The following is a 25,721-nucleotide window of genomic DNA, read 5'->3' as shown; positions in this document are numbered from 1 at the left end:
CTATTTAATGAAAGAGTTTTTCAAGCTGCTTTTCTTGGTGTTGATTTCTCCCTTGGGCTTAATGGCTGGTTACCTTTTCAGCTGGGAATAATGGTAAAAAAACCTAATTGAGAGTCAGGCTATGATAGTCAACCCCACCATAGCAGGTGCATTTACGGTAGCGGCGTGTTTCGCCGCTACCAAACAATGGACGGTGAGTTTACGTGATAAGCGGCGAATCAAACATGCCATTTCACAACTGATTCGCCTTAAGGAGCTAATCGATCTTAGTCAGCAACATCGTGGTACCAGCAGTGCCGTTTGTGCTGGTAACGCATCTCTCACCGGAAAATTAACTTTCCTGCAACAGGAAATCGACCGATTCATCGCTGCCAGTGAAAATACTGATATGCAAAAACTACCGCAATGGTTGTCATTTGTAGATCATTGGCCACGACTGAAAAAACAGGTTCAGCAACGCAAGCTCACATCTCATCAGGTAATTCGTCAACACAACGCAATGATTGAAGGTCAATTATCGCTGTTTGACGACCTCAGCCGTTTATACAATCTGCATCACTTCATGCTGGATAACATTACCCGCTTATCCGAACTCTGCCTTGACACACTCAGAGCGGCCGAAATTCTTGGTCAAATGCGTGCTGTTGGGTCAACGCTATGCGCTCGTGGTCATGGTGGTGGTGCTGAAACCATGATGTTGTCTTTTCAACGTTTAACAGCTAACAGCCGAATTGCTGAGCTGCTCAGAGAAACTGCCGGAATTCGTAATAAAGAATTGATTGCGATTTTGGCAGGTCAGAATGACCGAATTGAACGTGACACCGATTTATTGTTACAGACCATTGATCAACAAGTGCTGATTGAAGGGGCAATTACCTTATCAGCAGATGAGTATTTTAAAACGGCCACCCGTGCCATTGATACGGTACTTAACGTGTTTTCTCTTATCATTAACTATGCTGCGGATAATCATGCGAAACTCAACTGACATCATGACACAAAGTTTTAATTCCACATTGGTGTGCGATCGTTCTGATATTGCACAGCAATTAGTCGAACAACTGAGCGGCACCATGTTCGAGGTGACCAATCAGTCGGCTTCTCTTCCCAAACTTGCTATGAAGCAACTCGAATTTACCGGCATGTTTATTCTCGCAGTGCGAAACTGCGATAGTGACATGATGGCACTTATCGACATGTTGCTCAGGCAACAACCGATGCCGGTGGTTATATTTACCGACGCCTATGACGCACAGGTCGAAAAACAAGCGATTCAGCTTGGAGTCAGTGCGTACGTGGTTGATGGTTTGCAACCACATCGGGTGTTGCCATTACTCAGCACAGCACGCAACCGTTTTCTACAACAACAAACGATGCGTGAACAAGTGCAATCACTGGAAACCAAACTGGCCGAACGCAAGATTATTGATCGTGCCAAGGGCGTGTTGATGCAACAACGTCAATGCAGTGAGGACGAAGCTTATCGTCTGTTACGCACGACTGCGATGAACCAGAACATGCGCCTGGCGATGTTGGCAAAACAGGTACTTGCTACGGCCAATTTGCTGGAAACACATTCTCATCCTTGATGATTAGCAAACGGTCGGTTACTGCACCAACAAAGTGCCGACCGTTTGAATCAGCCCCAAATCGACGCAATTTAACGTCATGGTGTGAGCGTGATAATTTTTAAGTGTTTGAAAGATATATAATTTTAAATAGGTATGTAATTGGCATATTAACTGCAGATTGGACTCCAATCCAACGCAGGATTGAAACCGTGTGCGGAAATCATTTCCCCGGTATTGGGCAACGTAGCCGTTTTCTGTCCTAACTGTTGGAGTTAACCATGTCTTTACCAAAAGTAAATTCACATCCTTTGCGTCGTTGGCTATCTGCCATCGGCATACTCTCTGTTATCAGCTTTTCAACATCATTAACCGCGGCACCGGGAGAACTGGAAAAAGAAGATCTTCGTCTGGGCTTTATTAAGCTTACCGATATGGCACCGTTAGCGATTGCCAAGGAGAAAGGGTTTTTTGAAGATGAAGGGTTGTACGTCACACTGGAAGCACAGGCCAACTGGAAAGTACTGTTGGATGGTGTGATTAACGGTGCACTTGATGGTGCACATATGTTGGCTGGTCAACCACTGGGTGCCACCATTGGTTACGGCACGCAGGCCGATATCATTACTGCTTTCAGTATGGATCTCAACGGCAATGCCATCACGGTTTCCAACCGCGTTTGGGAACAGATGAAACCTCATATTCCAACACGTGAAGATGGTAAACCTCAGCATCCGATAAGTGCTGAATCACTCAAGCCTGTAATTGATTCGTTTAAGCAACAAGGCAAATCTTTCAATATGGGTATGGTGTTCCCGGTTTCTACCCATAACTACGAGTTACGTTATTGGCTGGCTGCTGGTGGTATTCACCCTGGCTATTATGCTCCCCACAAAGGTGATAGCAGTGGTCAGCTTCATGCAGAAGCCATGCTTTCCGTAACGCCACCACCTCAAATGCCATCGACCATGGAAGCCGGCACAATTGATGGTTATTGCGTTGGTGAACCGTGGAACCAACAAGCCGTTTTTATGGGAATTGGTGTTCCGGTCATTGCTAATTACGACATCTGGAAAAACAATCCGGAAAAAGTCTTTGGAGTCAGTCAACAATGGGCTGATAAGCACCCCAACACGCACATCGCTTTAGTTAAAGCCTTGATTCGTGCAGCACATTGGCTGGATGCCGAGAACAATGCCAACCGTCCAGAAGCCGTGAAGATCCTCTCACAAAGTTATTATGTCGGGGCTGATTACGATGTCATCGCCAACAGTATGACCGGTACATTTGAATACGAGAAAGGTGACAAACGTGATACCCCTGATTTCAACGTGTTTTTCCGTCATCACGCAACCTATCCTTTTTACAGTGACGCTATCTGGTATCTGACACAGATGCGCCGTTGGGGACAAATTCCTGAAGCCAAGCCTGATAGCTGGTACACCGAAATGGCTAAGAAGGTTTATCGTCCAGATATTTATCAAATCGCGGCGATGGAGTTGATTGAAGAAGGCAAATTAAGTGCAACTGATTTTCCGGATTTTTCGACTGAAACCGGATTTAAAGCTCCTCAAAATGAGTTTATCGACGGCATTGAGTACGACGGTACAGCACCAAATGCTTACCTGGAAAAATTTGCCATTGGCCTGAAAGGCGAGGAGCAGGTGGATTAACCGCCTGGTTTTCATAAAACGGACGAAGATGAATTCATATGAAAGATAAAGCTATATATTTTCTTGAATTGACGGGGCTGAACTGGTTCGTACCACTGGCGAAAATCGCCAGTGGGGAACCGGCCGGATTCCAGTTTCAACAACTTACTAAAATGATTGGCTTACCGTTGCTGGCCATTCTGGCCTTTTTGATGTTCTGGCATTTAGGCGCAGCGAAGGTCGATACTAGCCTTGGGCAATTACCAGGGCCGGTTCAGGTCTGGGAACAGGTCAAGGTGCTTAATGCTGAGCATCAGGCAGAACGTCAACGTGCCGATGAGTTTTACCAGCGTCAGGCAGAGCGAAATGCAGCAGCATTGGCCAAAAATCCGGATGCTGAAATTCGGGTTCGGGACTATACCGGCAGGGCGACTTTTGTCGATCAGATCTGGACCAGTCTATTTACTGTGTTTGTCGGCTTTCTGTTAGCCAGTTTGATAGCGATCCCGATTGGTATTGTCAGTGGTCTGAGCCAAAATCTGTATAACGCAATCAATCCGTTGATTCAGATTTTTAAACCGGTATCACCGCTGGCCTGGTTGCCGATTGTCACCATGGTGGTCAGTGCAGTGTATGTCTCGGCTGATCCGATGTTTTCTAAATCATTTATCACCTCTGCCATTACGGTGATGCTGTGCTCATTATGGCCGACCTTGATTAATACGGCGGTTGGTGTGTCATCGATCGATCGTGATTTGCTCAATGTCGGCAAGGTATTACGGCTGAGCTATTTCACCACGGTTTGGAAAATTGTGATTCCTTCCTCTATTCCGATGATCTTTACCGGCTTGAGAATTTCCCTTGGCATTGGCTGGATGGTGCTGATAGCGGCAGAAATGCTGGCACAAAATCCAGGTCTCGGAAAATTTGTCTGGGATGAGTTTCAAAATGGCAGTTCAAATTCACTTAGTCGCATTATGGTAGCGGTGCTGGCAATTGGTCTGATTGGTTTTGTGTTGGATCGCATTATGCTCACTCTGCAGAAATTTTTCTCATACGACAAAAACGCCAATATTCGATAGGAGAATATGAAAATGGAAAGTTATTTAAATATCGATCATGTCAGCATTGATTTCCCTACGGCAAATGGCCCGTTTCGTGCTTTGGATAAGGTGAATATCCAAATCAATAAGGGAGAGTTTGTCAGTATCATCGGCCATTCCGGTTGCGGTAAATCCACGGTAATGAATATTGTTGGCGGGCTTTATCAGGCTACCGAGGGTGGCGTTATTCTGCAGGGTAAAGAAGTTAATGAACCGGGACCAGATCGGGCTATCGTTTTCCAGAATCATGCCTTGTTTCCGTGGCTCACTTGCTATCAAAATGTCGAATTGGCGGTGAAATCAGTATTTGGCAAGACGCGTAATCGTCAGCAAATTCGGGATTGGACATTACATAACCTTGAGTTAGTGCATATGACGCATGCCAAGGATAAACTGCCGGCCGAGATTTCCGGTGGTATGAAGCAACGTATTGGTATTGCACGAGCATTGGCAATGGAGCCAAAAGTATTGTTAATGGATGAACCATTTGGTGCATTAGATGCATTAACTCGGGCACATTTGCAGGATTCTCTGATGGAAATTCAGGCTGATCTCAACAATACCGTTATCATGATTACCCATGATGTGGATGAGGCGGTTTTACTGTCAGACAAGATTGTGATGATGACTAACGGACCGGCAGCGACTATTGGCGAAATTCTGCAGGTTGATCTGCCCAGACCAAGACAACGTCTGGCATTAGCTGATAACCCAGATTACAACCACTATCGCTCGGAAGTGATTAAATTTTTACATCAAAGGCATGCCAGGAAAGCTGCCTGATGCGTTAAACAATAAACCTTATTAACGCTTAGGCATGGATGCAAATGTGAATCAAACCTGCTCATTAGTTGGGCGGGTTTGATATTTAACAAAACTTCTTGGTGCATTGACCGATAATATTAGAAGTCATTTATGTTGAACACAGTTGTATCACAACCGGAATTTAAAGGTATGCCTATGCAGCAATTGCAGGATGCTGATCAAACCAGTCTGTATGTCACGGCTGATTATCATCATTTAACATTAAGTAGTCATTTCCAGCCTATTTTCAGCATCTCGCATCGCCGACCTGTGGGCTATGAGGGGTTGATTCGAGCCGTTGATACACAAAAACATTCGCACTCACCTTTGGAATTGCTGGCTATCCCACAGACTGGTGTTGAAAACCTGTCTTTGGACCGTTTGTGTCGCCGTCTGCATATGCATAATTTTGCCCGCCAGCCAAATGGTGAAGCCTGGTTATTTTTAAATCTGAATTCACAATGTCTGGTGTCCGAACGACCTGATGCCGGCTTTATGAATAACTTGTTTGAACAAACCGGTATTTCACCACATAGAGTAGTGATTGAAATTCTGGAAAGTGAAATTGATGACCGGCACTACCTCCGTAATTTGATTCGCCACTTTCGGGATTTAGGGTGTTTGATTGCCATTGATGATTTTGGTGCAGGGCACTCGAATTTTGATCGTATTTGGGAACTGGAACCGGATATCGTCAAAATTGATCGCAGTATGATTCGTGGAGCAGGCACATCCAGTCGGGTCGAACGTATCTTGACTGGGGTCGTGTCATTGATCCATGAAGCGGGCAGTCTGGTCATTATTGAAGGTGTGGAAACAGAGCGTGAAGCTCTGGTTGCCATTGCTGCAAATGCCGATATGGTTCAGGGATTCTATTTTGCCAAACCGCAACCACGTATTACCCAAAACCTGAAATTCGCCGAAGTCATTGACCATCTGCTGAAAATTCAACAACGCCAGCGTTTTAAAAACAGTCACCAGATGAATCAGGATTTCAAAAAAATCGAATCGCTGTTTCGTCAAGCTGTCAGTGAGTTCTCCATTACCAATGCATTTGATACCAGCACCAATATTTTGTTTATAGAAAAACGCGCTGTGCGTTGTTATCTGCTGGATGAAGTCGGCTTTCAGATGGCGCGTAATGTTTATTCACCGCATTATCAGCAAAAAATGGACACACGATTTACCCCGCTGCTATCCGGCGATAACGCCAATTGGTCGCATAAACACTATCACTTTCGTGCCATCGAACACCCCGGCGAAATGCAGGTTAGTCGTCCTTATCTTTCAGTCGCTGACTCAAGAATGTGCATTACCGTCTCCCAGACGGTAGTGGTGCATAACAAGTTGTATGTGTTTTGTTGTGATCTGGATTGGCAGGACGATTAATACACCAACACCCACACCATAAGTGAGCAAGATCATGACAAGGGGGAGCATGTTCGAGGTTGTTAAAAAGTACCGGCATTTTTTGTTGCCGCTCAGTTTAGTGGTGATATTTGATATCACTTTACTGGCAATGAATTACGGTATTTCAGCCCAGTTAGAAGCCTCATCTATCAATATCAATATTGCCGGCCGGCAACGCATGCTGTCACAGAAAATGACCAAATCTTTGCTGCTGATGCATTATCAGCATCAACAAGGCATGGATACACAAGCGGCTTATCATGAAGTGATGGACGCTATGTCATTGTTTGATCAAACCTTAAAAGCCATGAGTTTGGGTGGTGAAACACTCAGTGCGGACGACCAGCTGATTCAGGTCAAACAGCTCAAAGAAACCGTGATTCAAAGAACATTGATGCAATCAATCGAGCTGTGGGAGCCATTGTATAGCTCGATTCAACAGATGCAGCTAAGCGACTCCGCGTTAAATGTGCTGGTAGACGCCATGGTGGCAGATAACCTGCAACTGCTTTATTTAATGAATAAGTTGACCAATCAACTCGAAGCGTCGGCCAAACGGCAGACCTATCTGTTGCGAGGGTTGCAGACAATTATCGTTATTTTGATCCTGTTGTCATTTGGTATGGCCATCAATCGTTTGATTCGACGTGAGCAGTATTTCAGCAAATTGATGGAAAAAAGCTCGGATATTGTTATCGGTATCAACTCGGCTACCAGTCGTATTACTTTTATGAGTGCGTCGGTTAAATTACTGCTTCAACACGACGAAATGTATTATCTGGGCCAGCCTTATCATCGATTGTTTAGTCAGGAATCGGCTTCGCGTATTTCACATTTACTGCTACTCGCCAAGAAATTTCGTCCATTGCCTTATAACCGCTGTGAAGTGCAGTTGGTCAGGGCTGATAATGAATTGATTGATGCCGAAATGCTGCTGCAGCTTAATCGCAGTGAAGATGGTCGCACCATCGAACTCAGTGCGGATATCCGTGATATCACTGAGCGTAAACAGTTGGAACTGGCGCTGACTGAAATGGCGCATAAGGACAGTTTGACTGGCCTGCCTAATCGGGCACAATTTAGTTTGTTGGCAGAGCAGGCTATTTTGCAGGCCCAACGTAAAAGCAGCTCGTTGGCCATGATGTTTATTGATCTGGATGACTTTAAATCAGTGAATGATATGTTCGGGCATCATGTCGGTGATGCGTTGCTAATTGAAGTGGCAAATCGAATCAGCCAACGGCTGCGAGCGTCTGATACGGTATTTCGTATTGGTGGTGATGAGTTTGTGGTACTTCTCAGTGATGTGTCCCATAACCAGCACTTACAGCACGTTGGCGATAAAATCATCGCCGCTTTATCTGAGAAAATACTGATTGATAATTGCCCATGCCAGGTGGGTGCCAGCATTGGTATAGCTCGTTATCCAGATGATGGTGAAGATATTGATGCTTTATTGAAAGCGGCCGATGAAGCGATGTATCGAGTGAAACAATCCGGAAAAAATGCTGTGGCATTTGTCGCCTGAACCATGCACAGCCATGGTGCGCTAAGCACTAATTTGATTTAAATAAGTGCATTAGATACTTGTTTAAAGTGGTCAACAATAGTTAAATCAATAACTTATAAGTTGGCACAGTTCCCGCTTAAGCCGTTGACCAATGTTGGTCAAATGTTCTGAAGCGAGAACTCCATGTCTGCATCTAATTTAAAATTTTTATCCTTCAGCGGTAACAGCCGCATCTTACATCTCAGCTGGATGGCCTTTTTTATCAGTTTTGTGGTCTGGTTTAACCACGCACCCTTATTGGTTTCTATCAAAGAAACCCTTGGCCTGACCGACCAGCAAATAAAAACCCTTCTGATTCTCAATGTCGCATTGACCATTCCAGCCCGAATTGTAGTCGGCATGTTGGTGGACAAATACGGTCCTAAAATCATGTACTCAATGCTGCTGGGCATATCCAGTATGTTGTGTTTCTTTTTTGCAATCGCAGACAGTTTCGAACAAATGGCATTAGCACGGTTTTTACTGGGTTTTGTTGGGGCAGGGTTTGTTATCGGCATTCGGATGATTTCAGAATGGTTTCCGGCCAAACAAGTTGGTCTGGCAGAAGGTATTTACGGTGGCTGGGGTAATTTCGGTTCAGCTGCGGCAGCGATGAGTCTGCCAACTATTGCATTAATGTTTGGTGGTGATGAAGGCTGGCGTTATGCAGTGGCTCTAACCGGCTTTATTGCTTTGGTTTATGCGTTTATTTACTACAACAGCGTTTCCGATACACCTAAAGGCTCTACTTATTTCAAACCGAAAAAATCCGGGGCGATGGAAGTGACCAGTAAAGGTGATTTTTTATTGTTAATCCTGATGACCATTCCGATGTATGGTGCCTTGGGATTGCTGGCATGGAAACTATCGCCTAATGGGGTCTCCTTGCTTTCCGAGTCGGTAACGATGATGATTTATGGTGGATTGGTCTTATTGTTTTTGTATCAGCTTTATCATATCTATCAGGTCAACAAATCCATCTTCCATACACCGGTTCCAGAGATTCATCGTTACAAATTCAAGCAGGTCGCGGTACTGAATATGGCCTATCTGGCGACTTTTGGTTCTGAGCTGGCGGTGGTGTCAATGTTGCCATTGTTTTTCAGTGAAACATTCAATATCACTGTAGTGCAGGCCGGTTTACTGGCATCAGGATTTGCCTTTATGAATCTGGTGTCACGACCAACGGGTGGTTATTTCAGTGATAAATTGGGCCGTAAACTGACGTTGACCATTTGTCTGGCGGGTCTGGCGGTTGGCTATTTTGTTATGGGATTGATCACCCCAGAATGGTTTATTGTGTTAGCCGTATTGGCAACCATGTGCTGTTCGTTTTTTGTGCAGGCAGGTGAGGGTGCTGTGTTTGCAGTCGTACCATTAGTGCAACGTCGTTTGACCGGACAAATTGCCGGAATGGCGGGTGCTTATGGTAATGTCGGAGCCTTGTTGTTTTTGACGGTACTTTCAGTCGTGTCGGCTCAATTGTTTTTCTGGGTGATTGCTGCAACAGCGTTAGTGACCTTGGTTATTGTGCAGTTTATGGATGAGCCTCGCGGCCAGATGGCAGAAGTGTTGCCGGATGGTACCGTGCAAATGATCGACGTGCATTGATAACGGGATAAGGACCATGCTGAAAGTCCGTTGCGGACAATATTCTCATGCGGGTGTAAAAGCCGAAAATCAGGATGCGATTGGTTTTTATGCCCCGGAGAATAGCTTGCTGCTGGAGAGTAAAGGTGCCATCTGCGCGATTGCTGATGGTATCAGCAGCAGCGAGCAGGCTCGCGAAGCCAGTCATGCCGCTATCAAAGGGTTTACAGCGGATTATTTCAGTACGCCAGATACTTGGTCGGTTAAACAATCCGGTGGCAAAGTTCTAACAGCGATTAATGTCTGGCTGTGTGGGCAAAGTCATCAGTTTCGAGAAATGTCGCGGGGCTTTGCTACTACCTTTTCGGCAGTCATTATCAAATCAGTTACTGCCCATCTGTTTCATGTTGGCGATGCCCGTATCTATCTGTTTCGCAATAATTCGCTGGAGCAACTGACTCAAGATCACCGTATTAAACTCGATGAAGGAAAAGAGTATCTGGGTCGGGCGCTAGGAGTTGATTACGCTCTGGAAATTGATTACAAAAACCTCAGCGTTGAGCGGGGCGATGTTTTTATATTGATGACCGACGGTGTTTACGAGTTTGTTGCCGATAGCGTCATCAAACAACAGTTAACTCAGCAGCAAGATCTTGAGCAATCTGCCAAAGCATTATGCGAATTGGCATTGCAGAATGGCAGCCATGACAATGTCAGCTGCCAACTGTTTTCTATAGATGAGCTGGCAGAGCCTAAAGTGGATGAAGTTTATGCACGGCTGACGGCGTTACCGTTTCCTCCGGAACTCTATGAAGGCGTGATCCTTGATGGTTATCGGGTATTACGTGAGCTACATGCCAGTTCCACCAGTCAGTTGTATCTGGCGATTGATACCGAAACTAAACAGAAAGTGGTGTTAAAAACCCCATCAGTGAATTTTGAAGATGATCCGGCGTATCTGGAACGTTTCCAGCTGGAAGAGTGGATTGGTCGACGAATTGATAATGCCCATGTGGTTCGTATTGTTGAGCAGCAGCGTCCACGGCGGTTTCTTTATTATGTGATGGAGTATGTGGCAGGTAAAACCTTGCAACAGAAACTGGATGATGAAGGACCATTAAGTCTGAATGAAGTCCGGCAGATAGTGCCACAACTTATCTCAGGATTAAGAGCCTTTCATCGGCTGGATATGCTGCATCAGGATCTCAAACCCGGCAATATCATGCTCAGTGATGAAGGCGTGGTGAAAATTATTGATTTTGGTTCTACCCGCATCGCCGGTATTGCTGATGTCGTCTCGCCGATAGAACGCAAAACATTACTCGGCACCAGAGAATATACCGCGCCAGAATATCTATTGGGGGAACAGGCGGGGGTGCAAGCCGATCAGTTTGCCTTAGGTTCAATTATTTATAACCTGCTCAGTGGCCAATTGCCTTATGGAAAACATTTTGAAAAAGCCATCAATCGACAACACTTAAGTCGACTGAATTATCAATCATTAACCCAATTGCAAGCAGATATCCCGGTATGGGTGGATAAAGCCATTCAAAAATCCGTTCAGCTTAATCCGCAGCGCCGTTATGAAGTTTTATCCGAGCTGCAAACAGACCTGACAAAACCCAACCCGGCATTTTTACAAGATGAATATGTTCCATTGATTGAACGTCATCCGCTTCGGTTCTGGCAAACACTCACTATTTTAAGTGTGCTGTTTAATCTGATATTGCTTTATCTTTTAGTGGGCTAATCAAATCAGCCTTAAAGCTGGAATTCAAGCTGACCAACCTTTAACAGCCGAGATACAAAAAAGCCGGGAATCATCCCGGCTTTTTGATTGCTTTGATTAAATTTACTTAATCGGCAGGAAATACAGTTTTCCGGCTTTCATATCGGGCATCAGAATATGTTTGCCATCTGCTGATAAGGCGATATCAGCTGCAGATTCATATTCGTCGGTGATAAGTTGTGGTGTAGCTTTGGGCTCATTTAATTGCCAAACCTTGCCATTTGCCCAATCACTGATATAGAGAAACCCATCGGTATCCCGGACCAGACCATCTGCACCACCGAATCCACTGTTCACTTTGGTGGCTTTGGCAGCAGCAATATCCAGCTGAAACAAATCACCGGTGCCAAAGTCTGCTACCAGCATTTTGTTATAACCATCCATCAGCAGACCATTAGGACGTTTAATGCCAGATTTAGCATTGATGATTTCGCTGACTTTGCCTTCAGTATTGATCAGATAAATACCGGCATGTTTGCCGTCATCATCACCACTGTCGGATACATAGATATTGCCATGACCGTCGATTTCAACGTCATTGAGGAACACCGGTTTGCCGGGGAATCCATCAGCTTCAACGATCACTTCGTGCTGACCATCGAGACTGATTTTGACCAGTTGATCAACATCGGCGACATACAATATGTTGTTAAACATATCGATGCCTTTGGGATCATTAAGGCCATCGACCAGCGTTTCAGTGCTGCCATCAGTGTTTACAATAGTGACTTTGCCATCACCTTGTTTACCAAACTCGCCGATTTCGGTGACAAAAACACGACCATCCGGATGAGCGATAGCCGATTCTGGCATTACCAGACCTTCAATTGTTTTGGTTGAATGCGTTGCAGTTTTGCTTGTAGCAGCTTCTTCACCATAACTAACCCGGTAAATCACGCCATTAAAATCATCTGAAACTAGCACTGAACCATCGGGCAATTGCAATACGTCGGTCGGACGACCCCAGGCTTCGCCATCTTGTAACCAGCCGTCAATAAAGGTTTCCTGGCCGCTGACCTGATTATTGTCGTCAAACGTCACCCGCATTAACTGATAGCCAACCGGTTCTGTGCGGTTCCATGAACCGTGCTGAGCAATAATCACATCACCTTTAAAGTCTTCCGGGAACATATTGCCTGTATAAAACTTCATTCCTAGCCCAGCAGTGTGTGCCTGAAATTCTGCAACCGGAAACGTAACGTCTTTGGGTGGCGTTTTGTCTTTCCAGTCATCATGCTGGGTATCACCACCGACGTAATACGGAAAACCAAAATGCAGGCCTTTTTCAGGTGCAGCATTTAACTCTTCAGGTGGAATATCATCACCCAGCATATCGCCACCGTTATCGGTGAAATACAACACGCCGGTTTCAGGTTGGAAGTCCATGCCGACAGAGTTACGAATGCCTTCGGCATAAATTTCTGCTTCGCTGCCATCCGGGTTCATCCGGATAATGGTTGCTTCCATGCCTTCGACATCGCAGATATTACAAGGCGCACCGACAGTGACATAGAGTTTGCCATCTGGTCCGAAATCAATATAGCGCCAGCCATGATGGGCTTTGTCTGGCAGATCTTCATAAATCACTTCGCGCATTTCTTTGAAAGGCAAAGTCAGATCAAAGCCGGGGGCGGCATAACGTGCAATGCGGTTCTGCTCTGCCACATATAAATTGCCCTGATACATGGCGACGCCGTTGCCAACTTTTAGATCATCCAGAATGGTGACCACTTCGTCGGCTTTGCGATCTTTATTGCGATCAACTACAGCATAGACTTTAGAGCCACGCGTGCCAACAAATACGGTGCCGGTGGATTGTCCGAGAGCCATTTGGCGTGCACCCGGTACTTCAGCATAAACTTCAACTTTAAAGCCATCAGGCACATTGAGTTTATGCAGGTTTTTTTCGACATCGGCTGCACCGGCAAAACTGGCGGTGCTGATTAAGCCTAACGAGGCGAGCGTTAAAGTATTGAGAGTCTTGAGAGTGAACTTCATAGTGGCGTTCTCCATTGAGATAAACGATTAGGCGTTATTCGTGGTAACAACGATTTTGCCGATTTGTTGATTGGATTCCATATACTGATGAGCAGCAACAATGTTATCCAGCGTAAAGGTTTTAGCGATGACTGGTTTCAGGTGGCCTGATGCCAGACCGTTATTAATAAATTCGATGCCGTGTTGCAGGCGCTGAGAATCTTGAGTGATTTCAAACAGCGTATAACCACGAACTGTCAGACCTTTGCTTAACGCGGCGAATAACGGGAAAGGCGTAGCTTCTGTATCCAGTACACCATAGATAAACAATTGTGCAAAGCGGCCGCAAGCATCTGCTAATTCATTTATGGCTGGTCCGGCGACGGGATCAAATACCATATCTGCGCCTTTTCCATTGGTTATAAGTTGAACTTGTTTGGCTATTTTGTCGGTTTCACTAACAATGACATGTTTTGCACCATATTGTTCTAACAGGGCTTTTTTAGCTGAGGTTCGGGTAATGGCAACTGGGATAGCGCCAACCTGATTGGCGATCTGAATCGCGGCAAGACCAACGCTGCTCGATGCAGCAGGAATCAACAGAGTTTGTCCGACGGATAGCTGGCCAATGTCAATCAAAGCTCCCCATGCTGTGAGATATTGCATCCAGATTGCTGCGGCTTCGATATCAGAAACATTAGCGGGTTGTTTAACAATGGCATGAACCGGCAGAACGGCTTTTTCAGCATAGGTGCCGTATTGGTTCATTGAAAATGCTGGGATGACATTTACTTTGTCGCCGATGTTGAACTGGCTGACATTGGAACCAAGCTGTTCAATGATGCCCGATGCCTCATAACCCAAACGGGCAGGGAGTTCTGGTGTTTCGAGATAGTGTCCGCTGCGGAACATAACTTCGGCACGATTAAGACCAATGGTATTGATGCTGATAAGAACTTCATCTGCTTTGGGCGCAGCCAACTCCATGTCGTCCAATTGAATTACTTCTGGTCCACCTGTTTGATGGAAACGAGCGACTTTGCTCATAAAGCACCTCCGGAAATTTGAAAATAAGATTTAGCGAGAGATCAATACGTTTTCAAAAACAATATCGATAAAGGCCTGAATGGGGGTGATACTGGAATGCATTTTTGCTCGCAAAATGGCACCTTGCCATCCCGATAACAGAAACTCAGCAAGCTGTTCGGTATCAGTAGTTGTTGGTAATTCGCCGCATTCAATAGCGTGTTGCAGGCAATGGCTGAATTGCTGTTTCCAACCCTCAAAAACCTGATCCAATCGGACTCTAAAGGTTTCATTCTGGCTGGATAGCTCTTGACCCAATGTACCTATTAAACAACCACGTTTACATTGATTGTCACGGATGGTGGCAAGTCCGTTCTCAAGATAGTCACGAATCCGTTGTAATGGGCTGCTACTTTCATTGGTCAAGAAAAATGCAATCTTATCGGCATAATCAATAGCGAATTCATCAATGATGGCCAAGCCAAAATCTTCTTTACTCGCAAAGTAATAATAAAAAGATCCCTTAGGTACATCAGCGGTTTTCAGCACGGTATTTAATCCTGTGGGATTGAACCCATGACTGCCAATCACCTCGGTGCCTACTTGAATCAATAATTGTCTGGTTTCATTTTTTGTCATATTAGACCGGTCGTCTAGTAAATTTGTTACAACAATAGACCAGTCGTCTAGTAAATGCAAATCTTGGCCAAATACCCCAAATCAATACAGCTGAATTTTTGCTGCAGTGTTTAAATCAGCATGAACTTAGTTCATGCAGAAGGCTCATAAAGGTTTAATATAAATTTTCATGTCCAGAGCAGACTGTGAATTCATAAAAAGGAGAGCATTAATGGCTACTAAAACATTGAAGTATTTGCCACTGGCATTGTTGTTAGGTTTCAGCATAAATCCGGTTTTAGCTGAAGAAAGAGAAAAATCGACGGTTGAAAAGATTGTTGATGTGCAACATGATTTATTCAAAGGGCCAAGAGAGGGATTGCGTTCTAATCATACAAAAGGGGTGGTGCTAACCGGCGAGTTTCATCCTGCTGATTCAGCACGACAAATTACTTCTGCTGCTCATTTGCAACAGCAGTCCTCTCCGATAGTAGTACGTTTTTCCAATGCAACCGGGTTTCCCGACATAGCGGACAACGATCCCAGAGGATTGGCTAAAGGCATGGCGATGCGTATTGATCTGGGCGACGAGGAATATACCGATATGGTATTGAGTTCGGTACCGCGTTTTCCGGTGGCAACTCCAGAAGCGTTTTTAGAAATGCTCACAGCAGTCAGAGACTCTGCCACGTCAGAAGCTGAAACCAAACCTATCCAACAATTTTTAGCTGACAACCCTAAAGCCAAACACTTTGTCGAATACCCGAAACCATTTCCAGCCAGTTTTGCCAATTTGTCATATCACGGTATTAATGCGTTTAAATTCACTAATGCAGATGGTGAATCGGTTTATGGTCGTTATATTGTGACTCCTTTAGACGGTGTTAAAACATTGGAAAAAGCCGATGCGGAAATACAAAATGAAAACTATTTGATGAATGAAATTCGTGAAAGATTACCGCAGCAACCAGCGGAATTTCGTTTAGCCGTACAAGTTGCAGAGCCAGGTGATGAGGTGAATGATGCGACCATTATTTGGCCAGAGGATCGTCAAATAGTTGAGTTAGGTAGGATTGTTCTTTATGCGGCGAAAGCAGATGCTGCAGAGTATGAAAAAGCCACTATGTTTAATCCACTGGCTTTACCAGAAGGAATAGAGCCTTCAGCGGATCCGATTCTATTAGCTAGACCGGGGGCTTATGCGGTCAGTTTTCAACATCGTATGGATTAATTCAGATCAAAATCTAGTTCAATAAAACAGCACATTACTACCTAGTATGAACATTCAATGAGGATTGTTATGGCACAAGCATCACAAACATTAAGAGAGATTGTCGGTCTCGGTCACCAACCAGCTAATTTGAGTGATTCGGCTTTGATTTTGATTGATTGTCAAAATACCTATCGCAGAGGCGTTATGCAGCTCAGTGGCGTAGAAGAAGCGATTGTTGAAGCGAAAGCCTTACTCAAACGGGCAAGGGCTGCCAATATTCCTATCTTTCATATTCAGCATGATGGTGGCCCTGGCTCACCGTATGATTTAACCTCAGATATCGGCCAAATCTCCAGTGAAGTAGCGCCGCAGGATGGGGAGTATGTAATCACTAAAAACTTTCCCAATTCATTTATTCAAACAGAGCTGGACGAACGACTGAAATCGCTGAAAATTGAGAACATCGTGTTAGCGGGATTTATGACGCATATGTGTGTGAACTCCACAGCACATGGCGGATTTAATTTGGGATATAAACCGACTGTGGTCGCCAGTGCTACAGCGACTCGTTCGCTTGAAGCTGCTCATGGCAAACTGGTCCCGGCAGAACAGGTTCAGGATGCGGCCATTGCTTCGACCAGAGATTTATATGCTGCAGTAGTCGATCGTGTGGCAGATTTACCTGACTAGCCCATAAAAAAGCCCGGTGATGATTTTCATCTCCGGGCTTTTTTTTGACACGATTAGTTTTCGAAGGGAACAGGAATTGGCGTATTAGGCGTTGATGGTGGTAGTTGCGGTATAGCAAATTGCGGTTGGTCACCAGTCAGCGTTTTCAAAAATGCAGTGATATTTTTGATGTCCTGCTCTTCAAGTTGCTGGCCCAATTGCAATCTGGCCATTACATCCACGGCATCTTCCAGTTTCCAATACGCACCGTCATGGAAATACGGATAGGTCAATTCAACATTACGTAAGGTCGGTACTTTAAAGGAAAAGCGGTCGGCATCTTTACCGGTCACGGCAATACGCCCTTCGGCAGGGTTATCTGTTTGGTAGGGCTCCATAATACCCATTCTTTGAAACGAGCTACCACCAACTGCTTCGCCGTTATGACAGGCTACACAACCGATTTGTTTGAACTTTTGATAACCGGCAATTTCCGTATCGGTTAAAGCGTTGTCATTACCGTTAAGCCATAAATCAAAACGTGAATTCGGCGTAACCAATGTTTCTTCAAACACAGCAATGGCGTTGGTGACTTGATCCAGTGTAATGTCATCGCTGCCATAAATTTTATTGAACTCAGCAACATATTGAGGAATCGAACGTAGAACATCGATGGCTAAAGAGTGGCTGAAAGCCATTTCCATTGGATTGGCAATTGGACCTGCAGCCTGTTCCTGCAAATCGGCGGCACGACCATCCCAGAATTGCGCCAGATTCATGCTGGAATTCAACACGGTGGGCGAATTGATAGGGCCTTGTTGCCAGTTATGACCTATCGATGTCGGCAGATTGTCACTACCGCCCATACTCAGATTATGGCAAGAGTTACAGGAGATAAAACCGGAACGAGATAGCCGGGGATCGAAAAAGAGTTTTTTCCCGAGTTCAACTTTATCCGGTTCGGTGATAATAAAAGGCTGAATAGGCTTAATCGGTTCATTTGCCAGGCGATTAGCCATGACAGGTGAAACATTCATAAGGGTAACCAGACCCAATAAGAGTGTTTTATTCATTGCCCACCTCAATTTATTCAGTTGTCGTTAATTTGAGTGTAAGCGGAGTAATTATTTGCAGTAGGGTTAACAAGCAGGTAATTGATCTGGATCAATAGATCCAATCAGCATGATAAGCGCTATCCAGCGGGGATTAATTGTTATCATGACTAAATAATAATTAGAGAGAGAAAACAATGCGAGTAAAAGACTTCATCTGGTTAAGCGGCTTGTTGACAGTGATATCGCTGCCACTTTCAGCAGCAGAAAACGACTGGCCCGTTTATGGTGGTGATAACTTGCACCAGCGACACAGCAAACTGACACAAATCAATAAAAGTAATGTGACCGGTCTGATCGAAGCCTGGGAGTTTGATACCGGTGTTAATGACACTTTTCAAGCTACGCCAGTGGTACAGGATGGCGTGATGTATGTTTCTTTGCCGTTTAATGACGTCATTGCCTTGGATGCCGCGACGGGCAAACAGTTATGGCGTTATCAGCATGATTTGGACAAGGATTATCCGATTTGCTGTGGTTCGGCCAATCGTGGTGTGGCTGTGTCCAATGGCATGGTTTTTACCGGCACTATTGATGCCCGACTGATTGCATTGGATGCCAAAACCGGCAAAAAACGTTGGGACCATCGTGTTATTGGTGAGAACACCGGCATCAGTGAAGATGCCAGCAAGCTTGAAGATACCGAGCTTGGAAGTGTGTCTGGCACTTCTGGTGCCGGTATTAATATGGCGCCGATGATTTATCAGGATACGGTCATCATTGGCATCACGGGTGTAGGTTATGGATTGCATTTGGATGCAGTCGATTCTGACTCGCCTCTGGGAACCGTTGTCGGTATTGCCGGAAAATATGGACGTCGCGGGTTTATGGCGGGCTACGATATTCACACTGGTGAACAGAAGTGGCAGTTTGACACAATCAAGTCAGAAAACTGGGAGGGCAACTTCGTTACCAAAACGGCTGATGGGGTTGAATTACCTCGTAATATCACTAATGAAAAAGCCGCATTGCAAGAAAATGCCGATGCCTGGCGCTATGGCGGTGCTTCTGCCTGGAGTACGCCGGTTATTGATCCCTATACTGGCATATTGCATTTCGGCACTGGTAACCCCTCACCTCAAATGGAAGGCTCCTCACGTCCTGGCGATAATCTTTACAGCAGTTCTTTACTGGCACTTGATGCCAGTAGCGGTGATTATCGCTGGCATTATCAACAAGTGCCACACGATCTGTGGGGATATGATGTTGCCAGTCCGCCAGTATTATTTGATATAACGATCAGAGGTCAGCCGGTTCCAGCAATCGGTCAGGCAGGTAAAACCGGCTGGTTTTATGTGCATGATCGGCGTAATGGCAATTTTTTGTATAAAAGTGAAGCATTCGTTCCACAAAAAAATATGTTCTCGCTGCCAAGCGCTGAGGGCACGATCATTTACCCCGGTGTTATGGGAGGAGCCAATTGGTCTCCGGTATCAGTAGATGCTCGGCGTCGCTTGGTGTTTATTCCTGGCATCCATTGGCCGGTGGAGTATAAATTACATCAACAGGCCGCGAGTGAGGGTAAAGACGCTGTGCGCTATTCTTCGATGTCGCCTATAAATACGCCTGAAAAACACGGATTGTTGACGGCAATTGATTTGGATAGTGGCAAGATTGTCTGGCAAGTGAAAACTGAAAACCCGTTGATCGGGGGCGTGTTAAGTACCGCCAGTGGATTGGTGTTTACTGGAGAGGGCAGTGGCGAGTTGATGGCTTTTGATGCCGACTCTGGCGAAAAACGCTGGAGTGGTAAAACTGATGCTGGTGTTAATGCGCCGCCCATAACTTATCGAATTGATGGCAAACAATATATCGCAGTAGCAGTGGGCGGCAATCGCTTGTTTGGTTTTAAAACCGGGCAGAAAATTAAAGTCTGGCGGTTACCTTAGAAGTTGGTGTTAATCGCAGCATCAGCTTCCAACAGAAAATAGACCTTTAACAGTTTTTGGAAACAACGACATAGATGAATAGCATAAAGGCTAGAGTTATTCTGCTTTGTGTCAGTCTGATCATATTGACAGCTCTGGCCATGCAGTTCAGTCATGGATGGTTTATCAGCCAGCATAACCAACGGCAGATGAATTCGCAGGTAGCGAATGCTTCGTATTTTCTGCAGCAATATATCGAGAGTCGTGAATCAAATTTGCGTTACTCAAGCAATGTGATTACTCAGGATTTTGGTTTCAGACAAGCCATTGCAACCAACGATCTGCCGACTATTACCAGTATGCTTACCAACCACGCCCAACGAATTCAGGCTGATCTGATGTTGGTGCTGAATAATGATGGAGAGTTGATTGCTGGCAATGAACTCGACTTTCCCTTTACAGAATTGGCCAATGTTAATTGGTTAGATTTCAACCGAGCTTCAGAAGCAGGTCAGTTTGTAGAAGTAAATAACCGTTTATTCCGCTTGTTTAGTTTGCCCATCAGAGCTCCTCATCAAATTGGTATTAGCGTTATAGCGTTTGAAATCAATGGTATGTTGCTTGAAGAATTAAAGCTAAAAACAGGACTGGATATCATTTTTCAGTCGTCACTATCAGATTTGTTTTTAAGCACATTAAACATAGATAAAGCTGAGTTTGAAACCATTTTACAGCAAGAAAATCTACCGAAATTGTGGTGGCAACGCTCAGACTATTTATTGGAAAAAGTTGCACTGCAAAGTTCTTTGGAGCAACAAATACAACTGTTTCTGCTGGCCGATTTATCAGTGTTTTATCAGGTGTTTGATCGGTTAAATTATTCGTTGCTGTTGTTAACGCTGGTGATTGTTGTGATTGCAGTTGTCTTGAGTACTTTACTGGCACGTCGTCTGGCTAATCCGTTATCACATCTCTACCAAGATTTAATTTACCGGGCGACGCACGATCATCTCACCGCTATTTTTAATCGTTATGCAGCAATTGAGCGGATTACCGATGAGTTAAAACGTTCCTCACGCAATGACAAGATTTATTGTGTGGCGTTATGTGATATCGATAATTTTAAAAAGATAAACGATACCTACGGCCATGCTGTTGGTGATGAAGTATTACGAGGTTTTGCAGCCCGTTTGAAGACCACTTTGCGTAGCTATGACGTACTCGGACGCTTTGGTGGTGAGGAATTTTTAATTGCCCTGCAATTAAAACCGGAGGAGGCAACGGCATCTTTTGAACGGTTGCGAACCGTTATTTCATCGACGCCAATTACTGGTGGATCGGAGTTAATTCCTGTCACCATGAGTTGTGGGGTTTGCTTGCTATGGCCGGAAGACGATGTACCACCAATGGATGTCATTTTGCAGGCGGCCGACTCGGCGTTATATAAAGCTAAAGATCATGGTCGCAATCAGGTCATTTTCACTCATATCCCACAGTTTCCGGTAAAGGAAGCAGAAATGGATGAAGAAGCTTAATCAGCGATAAATGATTTCTTCGCGTAATGGCGCGAGTCTGGCAATCAGCTGGTTCTGTATTCGATGCGGAATACCCTCGTCATCCATGGCATTAATCAATAAATCCACTAGGTGGTTAAAATCCCTTTCATTGATATTCATGCCAGTATGAATATCCACCATATTGTCGCCGGTGTACTGACATGGCCCATCGGATATAGCACAGAAATGTTCAATCAGATTTTCTTTAAACCTGCTGACCCGTGACTGGGCAAAATAATGAAATACTTGTTCATCACGACCAATTTCTTGCACCAGGTTCTCGACGATATTATGGATTCCCGGTTCACCACCTAATTTGTCATACAAAGTTGTCTGTGGGGTGGTGGCACAGCCAGCAAATAACAAACAGCAAGCCCCAAAAAAACTGTTTCGAAAGTTTGTCAGCATCAGAAGTAACCCGTCACAGAAAAATAAGCACCTTTCTGATTTTTAGCGCCAGCGATTTCACCCAAATCCAACCAGGCTGCCGTCAAACTGATGACTTTATTAGGAAACCAAGCCACAAACACGTTTGACCAGTCATCTTCTTTTAAGCCCAGATTATCGGGCTTTTGACGGTATTCAACGCCCAAAGCCAAATGCCGACCAAATAAAATAGCAGTTGAAGCTTCAAGAACTATCTCACGCTGATTACCACGCTCTGCGCTGCCAAACCCCAATAAGCCGGTTTGATTGGCTTCGGTTGAGCGAGCGGTGATATTCCATAACCAGTTATATCCGCCAATAGCACCGAGATGCAATTTGCTGGCGGCCAGATAAACATCCGTTCCTGAATCTTCATCAGCCCCTAACAGATAAGCTACTGTTGGATCATCGAGCTTTTTATGCTGAATACCCAGACTGATTTGCGGGAAACGACTATAGACAATATCGCCATAAAGTCTGGCTTTGACACCTAACACGTGTTGTTTGATATTGAGATTTAACGCGTCAACATGAAATTTCTGTTTGGCGACAGAAAATTCGACACGGTCATAAAAAGTGGCCTGTGCACCACATACATGCAAGTCATAGTCATCAACGTTGGCACCACTGCAAAACACATTGGCGGCAATTTCATCTCGACTGCCGTAACCGGCTAACTGTGCCCATGGTACAAAACCGCCGCCACCTGCACCTTCAATTTGTGAAATGCCGGGCGTGGCGAGTAATTTGCCATCAGCAGCATAAAGCTGACTAGTGAATGTTAAAGTCAGCAGGAGCAGAATATGTCGCATTATTTTCACCTAACCAAGCAACGAGATCATTCGCATCTCGTGGTTTACTAATTAAATATCCCTGTACGCTATCGCAATCCATTTTTTTTAACAATTCATAACAGGCCGTATTTTCAACACCTTCAGCAACCACTTTTAAACCCAAAGCATGTGCTAGATGAATAGTGGACCAGACAATCTTTTGATCTTTAGTTGAGGTATCCAGGTAGCGGATAAAACTCATATCAATTTTAAGTTCGTCGACCGGCAATATTTTCAATTTAGATAAAGACGATTGGCCAATTCCGTAATCATCCACGGCAATTTTGTAGCCAACCCGCTTTAAGGTTTTTAATACCTCAATACCCAAGGCCTCATCGTGCATGATGTCACGCTCGGTGATTTCAATCGTTATGGCGTCTGCTGGTATGTTGTAAGTCGCAATTCGTGTGTTCAAATAATGACAAAAATCTGGGTGGCTAAATCTTCTGCTGAGACGTTAATAGCTGCATTTAACAGCAAGCCCTGATCACGCCAAATGCGCAGTTGCTTAAACGTTTCATTTATAACCCAATGGGTTAATTTCACGATTAAGCCTGATTGTTCTGCCAGTCCGATGAATTTATCTGGAGCAATACGACCAATCCCTGGACGATGCCAGCGGATTAGGATTTCTACAGTTTCCATTTTGTCATTATGCAGTTCTACTTTGGGCTGGAAGTTTAGAAACAACTCAATATTATTAGGCTGTTTTAATAAGGCTTGTAAGGATTCGATCAGCATTAATTCTTCTAAATGCTGTTCATCTTCGCCCGCTTCATAAATGTGTATGGTCTGACGATTGCGACGAGCGTGATCGGCGGCTATCCGGACTCTTCGCAACATGACTTTACTGTCCTGACTATGCTCTGGAAAACAACAGACACCCGCATAGAAGTGAAGGCTTAAACTGATATTACCGATTTGAAACGGCTGATGTAATGTTGCCAGTAAGGCTTCAACAATTTGTTTAGGATTTTGATCCGGTGTTAACTGAATGACTGATAAAAACTCGATGCCTTCCAAACGTGCATTAGTTTTGGCTGCCTCGGTCTCGAATTCATTAAGTCGATTGGCCAAAGCTGACAGACAGGCATCAGCGATTTCAGGTCCTAGTCGATCATTAATCTGTCTGAAATTCTGAATATACATGGCGATAACGACACATTGACCATAATCATGGAAAATCGTGCTTAGAGTGCTTCGCATGGTGTGAATGTTTAATAAACCCGTTAAGGCATCGTGACGCGCCTGCCAAGTCACCACCTGTTCACGTTGTTTGACTTCCTGTCCCATGGTTTGAAGTGCAGATGCTAAATCACGAATTTCACTACTTGCTTGGCCTGGTTCACTCCATGCATCGTAATGACCTTTGGCAAACTGGTTGGCGGTTTTAACCAGTTTTGCCAGTGGGGTGGTTAAGGTATGTGCGATGACTGTGCTGATAAGAGTTGCAAACAAAATCACTAAAAAAACAATAAAAATGATTTGGTAAGCCATATCATCATATTGTTTGTATATAGATCGTAAATCAGCGGTGAATAAGAAACTGACAGGGTTCTCGCTGCTGCTGGTGGGCATAAATTCAGAACTGACAAAGGTGGGTCTGTCCAGCCATAGCCATCTGGAATGGGCTGCGTTGATTTCATCAACAAAGCGTTCGTTATTTTGAAAACCTTCTAGTGTTGAATGAACCGGAATATCTTTATTCATCAGGGTCAGATCCAACCCGGTAAGATCTTTGAGTTCAAACAGCGTTGTCTGACTGAGTTCAAAACCAACCAGGCTATAGGCGATGGTTCGTGGTGCCATCACCGGCAGCAAAATAAGCTCATAAATTCGATTATCCAGCATCACGATGTGTGCTGTAGCGGGTTTTTGTAGCAGGTCTTGCACTATTTGGCTCAGTATTTCCCTGTCATTACTTCCTGAACGACTGCTGGAAATTAAATTACCCGATAAGTCGGTCAACAGCATTAAATCGGCATTGATACGTGCTCCATGATTCGCCAACACGCTGGCAATCGTATCTTTATCTCCTGAAGAAACTGCTTGTTTAAAACCGAAATCTGCTGTCAGCACGCGTGCTGAGTTCACCAGATTGTTTTCCGTTGAGCGGATGTACTGACGCAGAATGTTTTCTGCAGTGATGATGTTTTGGGCAATTTGTTGCTGGTTAAAAGTGTTGGCGGACCACCAGGAAATAGCTTGAATAACTAAAGTCGTTATCAGAACAAGTGCCAACGCAAATAACAGTATTTGCGTACGTAACTTAGTGATGCCCAATCGCACCAAAAGTATCCTCAAAAGAATCGCGTGGGGGAGGAGGGGTAAGCTCTATCTCAACGATGTATTCCCCGGTAGCATTTTTTTCTAGTTGGTTTACCTCAAAGGTTTGACGACTTTCAGCACCATTTGCCGCATAAGGATGCCAGATACTGATTTGAGGGGAGGATTCCGCTGATGCAGCAATATGAGCGACACCCAAATCAGATGAAGTAAAGAATTGATGCTCAGCGACATAAATATAACCAATCATCGAATCATGAATATTGCAGCCAACCACGACAACGCCGGGTTGCTCAAACACAATTTCTTTCTCGGGTTTATCAGCATATAGCTTGAGTTCGAAGGTCTTGGCTTCAGAGAAAGAGTAAACATGATGGCGAATATTATCGCTGTTAGGAAAGTCGACTGCTTGGCCTTGTTGAATAATAATTTGTTCAGGAACGAAAGCTTTATTGATTTGATCAATGACCGCAATGTTGGTGGGTGAACCTTTGATTTCAGCGGAGTTGAGAATTTCAATAACTGCGTTGGAAACCGGTTGCTGGTGCTGATCGATAATATTTAATGTCACAGCACTGGCCTGAACCGGTGAAACCAGGATTAATGGGCAGAGCAGTGTGCTCTTGGCAATCTTCAAATAGGATCTCACTTTTCTATCCTGTTATGACCTGA

20 protein-coding genes and 1 pseudogene are annotated in these 25,721 nt (G+C 44.6%); 13 read left to right on the top strand and 8 right to left on the bottom strand.

What is annotated here, in order from left to right:
• Positions 1-121: 121 nt before the first annotated feature.
• The 9 genes from A9E74_RS05445 to A9E74_RS05405 all read left to right on the top strand — a co-directional run bounded on the left by A9E74_RS05445 (position 122) and on the right by A9E74_RS05405 (position 11,426).
• On the top strand, positions 122-988 hold the full coding sequence (locus A9E74_RS05445) for a nitrate- and nitrite sensing domain-containing protein (protein WP_069295635.1): 867 nt from the start codon (positions 122-124) through the stop codon (positions 986-988).
• A complete protein-coding gene (locus A9E74_RS05440; protein WP_069295634.1) occupies positions 972-1,589 on the top strand; it encodes an ANTAR domain-containing response regulator in 618 nt (205 codons plus the stop codon). The genes A9E74_RS05445 and A9E74_RS05440 overlap by 17 nt, the downstream gene beginning before the upstream one ends.
• A gap of 260 nt (positions 1,590-1,849) precedes the next feature.
• Complete coding sequence (locus A9E74_RS05435) at positions 1,850-3,241, top strand: CmpA/NrtA family ABC transporter substrate-binding protein (protein ID WP_069295633.1); 1,392 nt, start codon at positions 1,850-1,852, stop codon at positions 3,239-3,241.
• A 38-nt stretch (positions 3,242-3,279) separates the two neighbouring features.
• Positions 3,280-4,302 carry an ABC transporter permease gene (locus tag A9E74_RS05430; protein ID WP_069295632.1) on the top strand — a complete coding sequence of 341 codons (1,023 nt, stop codon included), beginning with the start codon at positions 3,280-3,282 and terminating at the stop codon, positions 4,300-4,302.
• Between the two features lie 12 nt (positions 4,303-4,314).
• Positions 4,315-5,106 carry an ABC transporter ATP-binding protein gene (locus A9E74_RS05425; RefSeq protein ID WP_069295631.1) on the top strand — a complete coding sequence of 264 codons (792 nt, stop codon included), beginning with the start codon at positions 4,315-4,317 and terminating at the stop codon, positions 5,104-5,106.
• Positions 5,107-5,238: 132 nt separating this feature from the next.
• A complete protein-coding gene (locus tag A9E74_RS05420) occupies positions 5,239-6,516 on the top strand; it encodes an EAL domain-containing protein (protein ID WP_245652062.1) in 1,278 nt (425 codons plus the stop codon).
• A gap of 49 nt (positions 6,517-6,565) precedes the next feature.
• A complete protein-coding gene (locus A9E74_RS05415; protein ID WP_069295630.1) occupies positions 6,566-8,065 on the top strand; it encodes a diguanylate cyclase domain-containing protein in 1,500 nt (499 codons plus the stop codon).
• Positions 8,066-8,230: 165 nt separating this feature from the next.
• Complete coding sequence (locus A9E74_RS05410) at positions 8,231-9,697, top strand: NarK family nitrate/nitrite MFS transporter (protein ID WP_069295629.1); 1,467 nt, start codon at positions 8,231-8,233, stop codon at positions 9,695-9,697.
• Between the two features lie 16 nt (positions 9,698-9,713).
• On the top strand, positions 9,714-11,426 hold the full coding sequence (locus A9E74_RS05405; RefSeq protein ID WP_084002951.1) for a bifunctional protein-serine/threonine kinase/phosphatase: 1,713 nt from the start codon (positions 9,714-9,716) through the stop codon (positions 11,424-11,426).
• A gap of 102 nt (positions 11,427-11,528) precedes the next feature.
• Here the strand turns inward: A9E74_RS05405 and A9E74_RS05400 are convergent, their stop codons facing one another.
• From A9E74_RS05400 to A9E74_RS05390, 3 genes are read right to left on the bottom strand one after another with little or no spacing between them, the layout of a single operon-like run.
• The gene (locus A9E74_RS05400) at positions 11,529-13,463 is read right to left on the bottom strand and encodes a PQQ-dependent sugar dehydrogenase (RefSeq protein WP_069295627.1); all 1,935 of its coding nucleotides are present in this window, start codon (positions 13,461-13,463) and stop codon (positions 11,529-11,531) included.
• 27 nt (positions 13,464-13,490) lie between these two features.
• Entirely contained in the window at positions 13,491-14,489 is a 999-nt protein-coding gene (locus tag A9E74_RS05395) for a zinc-dependent alcohol dehydrogenase family protein (RefSeq protein WP_069295626.1), read from the bottom strand.
• Positions 14,490-14,519: 30 nt separating this feature from the next.
• Entirely contained in the window at positions 14,520-15,107 is a 588-nt protein-coding gene (locus A9E74_RS05390; protein WP_069295625.1) for a TetR/AcrR family transcriptional regulator, read from the bottom strand.
• 211 nt (positions 15,108-15,318) lie between these two features.
• On the opposite strand from A9E74_RS05390, the gene A9E74_RS05385 reads away from it, so the two are divergent.
• Positions 15,319-16,317, top strand: a complete 999-nt coding sequence (locus tag A9E74_RS05385; protein WP_069295624.1) for a catalase family peroxidase — start codon at positions 15,319-15,321, stop codon at positions 16,315-16,317.
• A 69-nt stretch (positions 16,318-16,386) separates the two neighbouring features.
• The gene (locus A9E74_RS05380; RefSeq protein ID WP_069295623.1) at positions 16,387-16,989 is read left to right on the top strand and encodes a cysteine hydrolase family protein; all 603 of its coding nucleotides are present in this window, start codon (positions 16,387-16,389) and stop codon (positions 16,987-16,989) included.
• 53 nt (positions 16,990-17,042) lie between these two features.
• On the opposite strand, the gene A9E74_RS05375 is transcribed toward A9E74_RS05380, so the two are convergent.
• Positions 17,043-18,041 (bottom strand): cytochrome-c peroxidase, encoded by a 999-nt coding sequence (locus tag A9E74_RS05375; RefSeq protein ID WP_069295622.1) that lies wholly within the window; start codon positions 18,039-18,041, stop codon positions 17,043-17,045.
• Between the two features lie 176 nt (positions 18,042-18,217).
• Between A9E74_RS05375 and A9E74_RS05370 the strand changes: the two genes are divergently transcribed.
• On the top strand, positions 18,218-19,969 hold the full coding sequence (locus A9E74_RS05370) for a pyrroloquinoline quinone-dependent dehydrogenase (protein ID WP_084002949.1): 1,752 nt from the start codon (positions 18,218-18,220) through the stop codon (positions 19,967-19,969).
• Positions 19,970-20,043: 74 nt separating this feature from the next.
• A complete protein-coding gene (locus tag A9E74_RS05360; protein ID WP_084002947.1) occupies positions 20,044-21,483 on the top strand; it encodes a sensor domain-containing diguanylate cyclase in 1,440 nt (479 codons plus the stop codon).
• Here the strand turns inward: A9E74_RS05360 and A9E74_RS05355 are convergent, their stop codons facing one another.
• The 4 genes and pseudogenes from A9E74_RS05355 to A9E74_RS05340 all read right to left on the bottom strand — a co-directional run bounded on the left by A9E74_RS05355 (position 21,484) and on the right by A9E74_RS05340 (position 25,698).
• Positions 21,484-21,912 (bottom strand): group I truncated hemoglobin, encoded by a 429-nt coding sequence (locus A9E74_RS05355; protein WP_069295619.1) that lies wholly within the window; start codon positions 21,910-21,912, stop codon positions 21,484-21,486.
• Positions 21,912-22,742 (bottom strand): DUF3034 family protein, encoded by an 831-nt coding sequence (locus tag A9E74_RS05350; RefSeq protein ID WP_069295618.1) that lies wholly within the window; start codon positions 22,740-22,742, stop codon positions 21,912-21,914. The genes A9E74_RS05355 and A9E74_RS05350 overlap by 1 nt, the downstream gene beginning before the upstream one ends.
• Positions 22,702-25,052, bottom strand: a pseudogene (locus A9E74_RS05345) (putative bifunctional diguanylate cyclase/phosphodiesterase). Before A9E74_RS05345 ends, A9E74_RS05350 begins: the two are co-directional and overlap by 41 nt.
• Positions 25,033-25,698: a methylamine utilization protein gene (locus A9E74_RS05340; protein ID WP_069295617.1), complete on the bottom strand. Its 666-nt coding sequence runs from the start codon at positions 25,696-25,698 to the stop codon at positions 25,033-25,035. The pseudogene A9E74_RS05345 and the gene A9E74_RS05340 overlap by 20 nt, the downstream one beginning before the upstream one ends.
• Positions 25,699-25,721: the final 23 nt, after the last annotated feature.

Origin of the sequence: Methylophaga muralis, from assembly GCF_001720165.1 — a bacterium.
Classification (GTDB): Bacteria; Pseudomonadota; Gammaproteobacteria; order Nitrosococcales; family Methylophagaceae; genus Methylophaga; species Methylophaga muralis.
This window is presented reverse-complemented; position numbering and strand designations above follow the sequence as displayed.